This window comes from Streptomyces sp. NBC_01267, assembly GCF_036241575.1.
Taxonomy (GTDB): domain Bacteria; phylum Actinomycetota; class Actinomycetes; order Streptomycetales; family Streptomycetaceae; genus Streptomyces.
In genome coordinates this window covers 7,301,812-7,310,784 of sequence record NZ_CP108455.1, presented here as the reverse complement: position 1 = coordinate 7,310,784, position 8,973 = coordinate 7,301,812, and the positions used below count along the sequence as shown (strand labels likewise).

Below are 8,973 nucleotides of genomic sequence, written 5' to 3'. Positions count from 1 at the left end.
TCCAGAAGTATGGGCGGGCATGCGCGCAGGGCGTGCCGGGCCGCGCCGACCACGGTGGTGTCACGCGATCGGCGGGCGGGGCGGCTTTTCTGCGGTCAGGCGGCGAGTTCGCCGGCCTGGAGCTGCCAGAGAGATGCGTAGAGTCCGTGCTGGGCGAGGAGTTCGTCATGGGTGCCCTGTTCGGCGACGATGCCGCCCTTGTCCATGACGTAGATGCGGTCGGCGTGGCGGACCGTGGAGAGGCGGTGGGCGATGACGACCATCGTGCGGTCGGCCGCGAAGCCACGCAGTGTGCGCTGGATGGCGGCCTCGGTCTCGTTGTCCACGGCGGAGGTGGCCTCGTCGAGGACCACGACCGGCGAGTCCTTGAGGATCGCGCGAGCCAGGGCGATCCGCTGCCGCTGGCCGCCGGAGAGCGCGGCACCGCGTTCACCGATCAGAGTGTCGTAGCCGTCCGGAAGCGTCGCGATGAAGGTGTCCGCCTCGGCCATGGCGGCGGCTTGGAGCACTGCCTCGTCCGAGGCTTCGAAGCTGCCGTAGCGGATGTTGTCGGCAATGCTGCCGTCGAAGAGGAACGGGTCCTGGGCGACGAAGCCGATGGCGTGGCGCAAGCTGTGTCGCCGCAGGTCCCGGATGTCCTGTCCGTCGATCAGCACTCTTCCGAACTGGGCGTCCTGGAAGCGCATCAGCAGTCTGGCGATCGTCGTCTTACCGGAGCCGGTGGCGCCCACCAGGGCGGTCACCTGCCCGGCCGGGATGGTCAGCGAGAGGTCCTCCAGTGCCGTCGGTCGGCCGGGGTAGGCGAAGGTGACCCCGTCGAGGACGATCTCGCCCCGCACCTCGGCAAGGTCGAGCGTCCCGTCGCCGCCGTCGGCCTCGACGGGCAGGGCGCGCAGCCTCTGGACCCGGTCGTAGGAGGCGAGGGTGCGCTGGTACTGGTCGGCGATGCCGCCGATCCGGCTCATCCGCATCAACAGCATCTGGGGCAGCCCGATCAGCGGGCTGAACACCTCGAAGCGCAGGGTGCCGTTGAGTACCGAACGACCGCCGATCAGCAGGGTGCCTGCCATCGATGCGGTGGTGCAGGACCGGACGATCTCGGCGTGGCGGATCGTGCTCCGGTCGGTCTGTCGGCTGCTCTCCTGGACCGCTTCGCTCAGCTCGTCGATGCGTTCGGCCTCGTAGTCCTCGGTGCAGAAGCTCTTGACGGTCGCACCGGCTTCGAGCGAGTTGATCACCTGGCTGCCCAGCCCGGCCCGGCACTCGCCGGTGACGGCGTAGTCCGCCGCGGCCTTCTCCTGGTGGTGCAGCGACAGCCAGGCGATGACCGGGATCGGCAGGAACGCGATCCAGGCGATCTGCGGTGCCAGCAGGAGGAACGCCGGCACCAGGAGGGCCAGGCTGGTGCCGAGTTGCAGCACGTCGTTGGCCGGGCCGGCGAAGAAGGCGCCCAGCTGGCCGACGTCGTTGGTGAGCGTGCCGGCCACCCGGCTGGTCCGCTCACCCTCCAGGTGTCCCAGTTCGAGGTGCTGGACGTGTCGGTACGTGCGGCCCCGCCAATCGTGCTCGATGTCCTGGCCGAGTCGGCGCCACTGCAGGTTCGAGGCGTACGAGAGACCCGCCACCGCGGCACAGGCGGCGGCCACCAGCCCGGCCAGGCCCCACAGTTGAGCGGAGGCCGTGGTCAGGCCGAGGCTGACCAGCGGAGCTGCCTCGCCCTTGATGAGGACCAGGCCGGTCCATCCGAGGAAGGTGCCGAGTGCCATCTCCGCAGCCTGGCAGGCGACGGACAGGGAGGCGGCCCGGTAGAGGCGGCGTCGGTGCGGACCGACGATCTCCAGCAAGGGGTGGCGTTCGGCACCGGGCCCGGCCGCGTCCCGGGACGCGTCGACGGTTCCGCGCCATGCCTTGCGGAGGACGACCGCGGTCGCCGCGGCAACCCCGCCCGCGGCCACCAGTTGCCTGCTCAGCGTCGACCCCTTGATCAGTGCGACCCCGGCCGCTACCCCGCCGACGACGGCGAGCACCGGGCGCACGACCAGGCCGCGGTCCGCCCGCGGGGCCGGCGCGGGGGCGTGGCGGACCGGATCCGGACACCCCACTCCGGTCGGTCCCTCCGCGACCCGGGTGACGACCCTGCGGACGATCCGGCCGATGTCCGTGGCGCGCAACCGCGCATCATGCCGGACGAGCACCCCGCCGGTGACCGGGTTGGCCCGGGCCTCGGTGATCCCGGGAATGTGGCGCAGCGCGGCGGCGAGGATCTCGGCCGTCCGCGGTCGTCCCAGGACCAGCTTGACGTCCCAGCGCTGGCGGCCCGGTGCGACCGAGCGTGGGCTCGCACCCAATTCCACGGAGCGGAATCCGGCGACACCCAGTAGCGATGGCATGTGTACGTTCACCTGTTTGCGGAGGTCGCGGAAAACCGCCACGGACACGACGGATTACGGCGACGGAGCGGGAAATTCTGGACAGCAAATCTCTGCGGCCGAACGGCCTGCGAACGGCCGCCACCCGGACGCATTCCGCCGAAATCTATCGGCATACGCGCCTGGCGGCGGCCGTGAGTCCTTACGGACCGTCAGGGCGTCTTTCCGGAGGAACTACCGGTGGTCGCGCGGATCTTCGGGATCCTCGGTTCCCCCTTGCCGCCGTTTCCGGTGGTGTGCTGACCGTCACCGGAGTGACCTTCGGTTTCCGCGGCGGCGATCTGGGCGGCCACCACATCGGCAGCCACTTCGGCCGCGAGGTCGTGGATGTTCTCCCCGGCCTCCTGAGCCGCCTTCTTCACCTCCATCGCGATGCCGACGGATGCTTTGACGACTCCACCCACCAGTGGCTTGAGCAGGCGTTTGGCCAGAGGCGCGACAATGAGGCCGACCAGGAAGGGCGGTACTACAGGCGGCATGATGCTCCATCCTCTCTACGCATACGTATGACAGGGAACCCGGGCACGGCGAACACCGAGCAGCGCACAGCCGGGCGGATATGAAGCATTCCATCTCGAATATCCGGGATTCCTCATCTGACGAATCGAATTCCCGGACACCGGAACGCGCCGTCCGATCCCATGGTCACAGTAGTTGAATCACACCCACCTGGGCCAAATTACTCCCTCCGGGTTCATCCGTCCGAGTGTTTTGGTTCACTCGTCCGAGTGCTTTCATCGTTCCCGCGTAACCCGAGTTATGGCGCATTCGAACACCATTTAGCACGAGTATCTGATTATCTTCTCGAATAAGTGCCACGTCCCCATGCCCACCGCACCTCGGAGGCGCCCCGCCCCTCGCCGCCGGACAGCCGGACCCGGTCCGGACCGCCCGTCGCGAGCCACGCCCGTCCCCCTCGTACGGGTGAATCAGGATCGTCGCCCCAGTCACCCCTGACGGCTCCCGACCATGCCACCAGGCGGCTCGGGACGTTCGAACATGCCTTTCATGTACGTGAGTTGAGCCACCACGACCAAGTCCCGGTGGGACCATGAGGCCATGCTCCGACGCACCCCGCCGGTCGCTCTGGCGGCCGCTCTCACGGCTTCGGCCGTCGCGCTGGGTGGCTGCGGCGGCGTCGCCACCTCCTCGACGACCACCCCTCTGGTAGACCACGGCACCGTCCGGATCGCCGAGTCCAGCGAGACGCCGAGCTTCGATCCGTACTCAGCCTTCGGTGCCTCCCAGGCCCGCTACGCCTACGACTCCCTGGTCAACCTCGCCCCCGACGGCACCCTGGTCACCGGCTTGGCCTCCTCCTGGCAGGCCACGGCCACCACGGCCGCCTTCACCCTCCGCCCGGGTGTCACCTGCTCCGACGGCACTCCGCTCACCGCCTCGGCGGTGGCCCGGGCACTCACTTACGCGGGCGACCCGGCCAACCAGCTCGCCGGCGCCCGGACCGTCCTTCCGAACGTTCCGTTCACCGCGAGCGCCGACGACGGGACCGGCACGGTGTCGGCGACCGCCGCCGCCCCTTTCCCCTTCCTCACCCGCACCATCGGCCTGCTGCCGATCGTCTGCCCCGCCGGCCTCGACCGGCCCGGTTCGCTGGACCGCGCCACCCAGGGAACCGGCCCCTACGTGCTGACCCGCTACACCCCCGGCGGACCGTACGAGTTCACCGTCCGCGACAACTACTCCTGGGGGCCCGCCGGGGCGACGACCGCGGAACTCGGTCTCCCCGCGCGCATCGTCATGTCGGTGGTGCCCCAGACCTCCACGGCGGCGAACCTGCTGCTCACCGGGGACATCGACATCGCGCACGTGAGCGGGCCGGACCGCGCCCGGCTCACCGGCCACGGTCTGGCCACCGCCGACGTGGCGACCGTGGTCGGGCTGACCTTCTTCAACCAGCGCCCCGGCCGGGCACTCGCCGACCGGGCGCTGCGCCGTGCCCTGGTCTCCGCCCTCGATCGCCGGGGCCTCGCCGACGTCGCCGTCGGTGGCACCGGCATCCCCGCCACCGACTTCGGCGCCGAGGGCGCCGTCTGCCACGCCGACCTCGCCGACGCCAACCTGCCCGCGCAGAACGCTGTCGAGGCCCTGCGCGCCGCCGGCTGGACGCGCTCCGCCGACGGCCCGCTGACCAAGAACGGCCAGTCGCTCCGGCTCCGCCTGATCACCAGCCCCGACCTCGGCCCGACCCTGGCCTCCGTCGCCGAGCTGATGGCCCGGGAGTGGACGGCGCTCGGCGTCGAGGTCGACCTGGTCACCGAGACCCTGCCCGCCCTCGTCAACGCCATGTACCAGAGCGCCGACTTCGACGTGGTGGTCGGCAGTACCCCGGGTTTCGCCCTGCCGGTCGGCTTCATCCCCTTCTTCTCCGGCTCCACCCCCGCCCGTGGCCTCAACTTCGCGGGGGTGACCAATCCCGAGTACGACGCCCTGGTCGCCCAGGCTCTCCGGGAGACCGACACAACCGGATGCGCCACCTGGAACCGGGCCGCCGCCGCGCTCTTCCGATCGGCCGAAGCGCTGCCGATCGCCGAAGGCCGGAGCAGCGTGTACGGCTACCGCACCACCTTCGCCACCACCTTCGGCGGCCAGCTCGTTCCCACCAGCATCCGTCTCCACCAGTGATCCGGGGCCCACCATGTCCGTACCCCAGCTGCTGCGGCACCCCTGGACGGTGTTCCTCGGCCGCCGCAGCCTCCGGCTGTTTCTCTCTCTCGGGGTCGTGGTCACCGCGTCATTCGTGATGATCCGCCTCATCCCCGGCGATCCGGTCCGGGCCGCGCTCGGCGTCGACGCCGCCCCCGACCTGGTGGCCGCTCGCAGGCACGCCCTCGGGCTCGACGCGCCCTTCCTGTCCCAGTACCGGCACTACCTCGGCAATCTCCTGCACGGCGACCTCGGTACCTCGCTGGTCACCGGGGCGCCGGTCGCGGAGCTGGTCCGCACCCGGTTGCCGACCACCCTGGAGATCGCCGGCCTCGCTTTCCTGGTCACTCTCGCCGTCGCCCTGCCCGTCGGCCTGCTGGCGGCGGTCCGCACCCGCGACGGCCGCCGCCCGCGCACCGAGCTTGTGTTCATCGCGGTCACCGCCGGCCTGGCCGGAGTGCCGGACTTCGTCCTGGCCGCCGGACTCACCGCGCTGCTGGCCGTCGGCCTCCAACTGCTCCCGGTGGCCGGTGCGGCGGGCGTCGAGTCCTTTGTCCTGCCCGTCCTCGCGCTCTCCCTCGCCCCCACCGCCGTCCTGCTGCGCATCGTCCGGGTGGAGGCGCTGAAGGTGCTGAACGAGGACTACCTGCGCACCGCCCGGAGCAAACGGCTGTCTTCCGCACGCCGCTGCCTCCGGCACGCGGCACCGAACATGGCCCCCGCCGTACTCACCGTCGCCGGGAGCCTGCTGCCTGCCCTGATCGCCGGCACCGTGCTGGTCGAGAAGGTCTTCGCCTGGCCCGGCATCGGCTCCGCCATGGCCCAGTCAGTGGTCGCACAGGACTACCCGGTGGTCCAGGCCATGGTGCTGGTACTGGGCACCGCCGTGCTGCTCGCAGGCCTTCTGGTCGACGTGCTGCTAGCCGTACTCGACCCTCGTTCGGCGATCCGGGAGATGTGATCATGAGCCTTCCATCCGGCCTCCGGCGCTCGCCCATGGCCTGGGCCACCGCGGCCATGCTGGTGTCGCTCGTCGCGCTCGCGCTGGTCGGCCCGCTGCTCTGGGGCGCGGCAGCCGACCGCCCGGACCCCTCGGCCGTGCTCCAGGGCCCCTCTGCGGAACACCTGATCGGCACCGACAGCCTCGGCCGGGACCTGCTCGCCCGGGTCCTGACGGCCACCCGGCCCTCCCTGTTGCTCGCGCTGGCGGCCACCCTGCTCGGTGCGACCGCGGGAGTCCTCATCGGGGCCTGCACCGCCGTCCTCGGCCGGCGCGGTCGTCGGCTGACCGCCGGGCTGATCAACCTCCTGCTCGCCTTCCCGGCGCTCCTCGTCGCGATGTTCCTCGCGGTCGTGTTCGGCGCGGGCGCCGCCGGGGCGGTGCTGGCCCTCGCAGCGGCGGGCGTCCCCGGATTCGCCCGGCTCGCCCAGACCCTCGCCGCAGGCGTCGCGGGCACCGACCACCTGGCCGCGGCCCGGGTCCTCGGCCTGCGCCGCCACCAGTTGCTGTGGCGGCACGTCCTGCCCAACATCGCCGAGCCATTGCTCCTGAGCACCACCACAGCGGCGGGCACCGCCCTGGTCGCGCTCTCCGGGCTGAGTTTCCTCGGTCTGGGCGTCCAACCGCCCGGCTACGACTGGGGGCAGCTGCTCAGCCAGGGGCTCGACCGGATCTACGCCGAGCCGCTGCCCGCGCTCGCCCCGGGCCTGGCGGTTCTCTACGCGGCCCTGGCTTTCCAGCTGCTCGGCGAGGTCCTGGCCGGGAGCGTCGCCCGGCGCGGCCGGGCGCCGCGCACACCCGCGCCGACGCCCGCCCCGAGCGGCCCTGCCGAGGACGGGCTGGTCCTCCAGGTCGAGGACCTCTCCGTCGAACTCCCCACCCCGGGCGGCACGATCCGGCCAGTGCGTGGTGTGTGCCTCTCGCTGCGGCCGGGCGAGGTCGTCGGACTCGTCGGCGAGTCGGGGTCGGGCAAGTCGCTCACCGCGCTCGCCATCGCCGACCTGCTCCCGTACGGCGCCCGGGTGTCCCGGCGCACTCTGCGCCTGCTCGGAGCCGACCTCGCCGCCCTGACGCCGAAGGAGCGGAACCGGCACCTCGCGACGGGCCTGTCGGTGATCTTCCAGAATCCCGCCTCGGCGCTCAACCCGTCCCTGCGGATCGGCACCCAGCTCACCGAGGCCGTCCGGGCCCACCGCGGTGCCAGCCGCGCGCAGGCCGCTGCGGAGGCTGCCGACGCCCTGCGCCGGGTCGCCCTGCCCCCGGCACTGCTGCGCTCACGTCCTCACCAGCTCTCCGGCGGCCAGCGCCAGCGCGTGATGATCGCCTCCGGGCTGATGGTACGGCCGGGACTGATCATCGCCGACGAACCGACCACCGCGCTCGACGTCACCGTGCAGCGGCAGATCACCCGGCTGCTCACCGACCTGCGACGGGACACCTCCGCCGCGATCCTGTTCATCAGCCACGACGTCGCGCTCGTAGGCGAGTTCTGCGAACGGGTCCTGGTGATGTACGCGGGCACCATCGTCGAGAGCCTGCCCGCCGACCGCCTCGCCGACAGCGCCCGGCACCCCTACACCCGGGCCCTGGTCGCATCGGTACCGGACCTCACCGCCGACCGCGGCCGACCGCTGCCGACCGTCGAGGGTGCGCCGCCCGATCCGCTCGCACCCGAACCGGGATGCCCGTTCGAGCCCCGCTGCTCGCTCCGCCAAGACCGCTGCACCGAACAGGCTCCACCACTGGAGGACCTCGATGCCGACCACCGCGTCGCCTGCTGGTATCCGGTACCGGTTGCAGTGGCCCCGGAGACGGTGACCGCGTCATGACCACCCTTCAGGTGACCGACCTCACCGTCCGCCACCCCGTCCCCCGCGACTCCCCAGCCGCCGTGGACGGTGTCTCGCTGGAGATCCCGTCCGGCACCACACTCGGTCTGGTCGGGGAGTCCGGCTCCGGAAAATCCAGTCTGGCCGGCGCAATCGTCGGCCTCGTCCCCGTGCAGGGTGGCCGGGTCCTGATCGACGGCCAGGAGGTCCGCACCCGCACCGTCCGCGACCGGCGTCGACTCGGCCGCCTCGTCCAGGTCGTCCTCCAGGACCCGGACACCGCGCTCGACCCCCGGATGACGGTTCGCCAGACGCTCGTCGAAGCCGCCACGGTCTTCCGCCGGCTCGACCGGGCCGCCGGCGCCGAGCGCGCCGCCGAACTGCTCGGCCTCGTCGGCCTGGACCCCCGGCTCGCCGATCGCCTGCCGCGGCAGCTGTCCGGCGGCCAGCGCCAGCGAGTCGCCCTCGCCCGCTCCCTGTCCGTCGAGCCCGGGCTGCTGATCGCCGATGAGATCACCTCGGCGCTCGACGTATCGGTGCAGGCATCCGTCCTCAACACGATCCGCGAACTCCAGCGACGGCTCGGGCTGTCCATGCTGTTCATCGGCCACAACCTGCCGGCGGTCTGCCACGTTTCCGACGTCGTGGCGGTCATGCGGCACGGCAGGATCGTCGAGACCGCCCCCACCGAGACGATCCTGCGCACACCGAGGCACCCCTACACCCGAACCCTGCTCGCCTCCGTGCCGTCCCTGCGCACATCCCCGCCCGAGGAAAGGCCGTCATGACCGTTAAGCCGCGGCCCGTTCCCTCCGGCGTGTGCACCAGCCGTGACGACGTCGACGTCGACAGGTACCGGACCCGGCTCCGGCGGTAGAAGCGGCTGATCCGTTCTGCCCTCGGCAGCGTCCTGGGTGGCAGCCAACACCGCCTCACCGCCGATGAGATCCCGGGGTATCACCAGCACCAGCGGCAGGTCCCCGAGATCCCCGTCGTACACCACGGTCTCCCAGCCGACTCTCGCCGACCCGGACGGCGACAGCTCGGCGAA

Annotated in this window: 6 protein-coding genes; 4 read left to right on the top strand and 2 right to left on the bottom strand. The window is 71.5% G+C overall.

What is annotated here, in order from left to right; genetic code table 11:
• Positions 1-95 precede the first annotated feature (95 nt).
• Positions 96-2,390, bottom strand: coding sequence for an ABC transporter ATP-binding protein/permease (locus OG709_RS32675; protein ID WP_329168717.1), 2,295 nt, complete (start codon positions 2,388-2,390; stop codon positions 96-98).
• A gap of 191 nt (positions 2,391-2,581) precedes the next feature.
• Positions 2,582-2,908: a DUF5132 domain-containing protein gene (locus OG709_RS32670; RefSeq protein WP_250303134.1), complete on the bottom strand. Its 327-nt coding sequence runs from the start codon at positions 2,906-2,908 to the stop codon at positions 2,582-2,584.
• 580 nt (positions 2,909-3,488) lie between these two features.
• Between OG709_RS32670 and OG709_RS32665 the strand changes: the two genes are divergently transcribed.
• Genes OG709_RS32665 through OG709_RS32650 form a run of 4 tightly spaced genes read left to right on the top strand, consistent with a single transcriptional unit; the run spans position 3,489 to position 8,710 of the window.
• Positions 3,489-5,072 carry an ABC transporter substrate-binding protein gene (locus tag OG709_RS32665; RefSeq protein WP_329168715.1) on the top strand — a complete coding sequence of 528 codons (1,584 nt, stop codon included), beginning with the start codon at positions 3,489-3,491 and terminating at the stop codon, positions 5,070-5,072.
• 13 nt (positions 5,073-5,085) lie between these two features.
• Complete coding sequence (locus OG709_RS32660) at positions 5,086-6,054, top strand: ABC transporter permease (RefSeq protein ID WP_250303132.1); 969 nt, start codon at positions 5,086-5,088, stop codon at positions 6,052-6,054.
• Between the two features lie 2 nt (positions 6,055-6,056).
• A complete protein-coding gene (locus OG709_RS32655; protein ID WP_329168713.1) occupies positions 6,057-7,922 on the top strand; it encodes a dipeptide/oligopeptide/nickel ABC transporter permease/ATP-binding protein in 1,866 nt (621 codons plus the stop codon).
• Positions 7,919-8,710: an ABC transporter ATP-binding protein gene (locus OG709_RS32650; protein ID WP_250303130.1), complete on the top strand. Its 792-nt coding sequence runs from the start codon at positions 7,919-7,921 to the stop codon at positions 8,708-8,710. The genes OG709_RS32655 and OG709_RS32650 overlap by 4 nt, the downstream gene beginning before the upstream one ends.
• The last annotated feature ends 263 nt before the right edge of the window (positions 8,711-8,973 follow it).